Genomic DNA, 1,623 nt, shown 5'->3' with positions numbered 1-1,623 from the left:
CTTGGTCTCAATAGGTCAACGCATCACCGACGATAACGGATCAGCCCCAGAAGATCGGATCGCCACCGTTTTCGATGTGATCGAGCAAATCCTGAACGTGAGGGCTCGGCGCCAAGAACTGGTAACGGTGAAATTTGAGGTTCCGGTCCCGCCAATACAGAGTCCACAGCCCGGTTTTCTTCGTGTAAGACAGGCGGGCGATCGGGAATCGCGTCCACTCCGGTCCGAAGTCCTCACGCCACGGCGGCCGGCATTCGCAGATCGTGACATGGCGCGGCGCGATGTCGCATTCGACCCGAATCTCATGACGCAGACGATCGGGAACTCTACTGGCGCAGTACTTCACGATACGGGCGACATCGAGTTCGGGGAGTCCGGTGGCAGCCATGACCATCATCATGCCAACCGCCGTTATGGCCAGCTTTGCTATCCAACTGCGGAGGAACCGAGCACCTGGTCTTCTCGTTGGCGTGGACTGTCCCAGTCGAGCACCCGACGAGGCCGATCGTTGAGTCTCGCCGCGATCGAATTCAGGCCCTCCTGGCTGAAAGTGCGCAGGTCAGCGTTCTTGCGCAGGTACTGGCGCAGGAGCCCGTTCGTATTTTCGTTCGTCCCTCGTTGCCACGGATGATGCGGGGCGCAAAAGTAGACGGGCAGGTCGAGTGCTGCGGTGATGCGCTCGTGCGCGGCCATTTCCAGTCCCCGATCCCACGTCAACGACCGACGCAGATGCGCAGGCAACCGGCCCAGATAGGCAATCAAGGCGTCCGCAACCGTCTCGGTCCGGTACCCGTCCGGCAGTGCGACCACATGCACGGCGCGTGATTGCCGATCCACCAGCGTCGCGACCGCCGACGGGCGGGTGCCGAACACGAGATCACCTTCCAGATGTCCGGGCTCGCTACGAGCATCCGCTGCTGGGCTGCGGTGATCGATGGAGACTCTGTTCCGTATCTGCCCGCGCCCGTGGGAGCGTTTCTTCCCACGAGGCCGGCGGATCCGCCGATCGGTACGCAGTTCGTGAAATTTTGTGTCGTCGAATACTTGCCGCGACGGTATATACAGGCAACGGTAAATCGTCTCGTGCGAAACCCACATCTGCGGATCGGACGGATACTCGCGCCGGAGCCAGGCGGAGATCTGCTGCGGTGACCACTGCTCACTCAGCTTCCCTGTGACAACCTCCCGCAGAAAATGCCTGGTAGAGAGAGTCGAGATTTGAGGGCGGCGCGCGCGGACATACGCTGCGGCATCCGCCGGGGTCGCCCGATAGTGTTCGCGGCCGCCGTTGCGGGCGATCTCCCGAGCGATCGTGGACGGGGATCTTCCGAGTTTGTCGGCGATCGTCCGAGCACTGTCACCGGCGGCGATCCCACGGGAAATCTCTTCACGCTCCCCGGCCGTGAGATGAGATGCTCGCCGACGACGTGGGAGCGGCCGGATACCGCCGGATTTACGCAGGAACCGGCCGATCTGAGGGACACTCTCCCCGAGGACCCGCCCGGTCGCACTCAGCGAATCACCGCGACGCCACATCTCCCAGATCGTGTTCTCTTGATCCACAGTGAACCCGAGCGCCCTGTTGCCCATCCATGCCTCCACGATCACGCATCATGTCACCAG

The 1,623-nt window shown here is 62.2% G+C and carries 2 protein-coding genes; both read right to left on the bottom strand.

Annotation, left to right across the window (positions count from 1 at the left end):
• Positions 1 to 40 precede the first annotated feature (40 nt).
• Positions 41 to 388 (bottom strand): DUF3024 domain-containing protein, encoded by a 348-nt coding sequence (locus tag H7C86_RS36855; RefSeq protein WP_125053472.1) that lies wholly within the window; start codon positions 386 to 388, stop codon positions 41 to 43.
• 38 nt (positions 389 to 426) lie between these two features.
• On the bottom strand, positions 427 to 1,590 hold the full coding sequence (locus tag H7C86_RS36850; RefSeq protein ID WP_220463518.1) for an IS30 family transposase: 1,164 nt from the start codon (positions 1,588 to 1,590) through the stop codon (positions 427 to 429).
• Positions 1,591 to 1,623: the final 33 nt, after the last annotated feature.

It is taken from the genome of Rhodococcus sp. UFZ-B548, assembly GCF_903819475.1.
GTDB lineage: Bacteria > Actinomycetota > Actinomycetes > Mycobacteriales > Mycobacteriaceae > Rhodococcus_F > Rhodococcus_F erythropolis.
The sequence above is the reverse complement of the archived record's forward strand: the minus strand, read 5'-3'. Positions and strand labels throughout refer to the sequence as shown.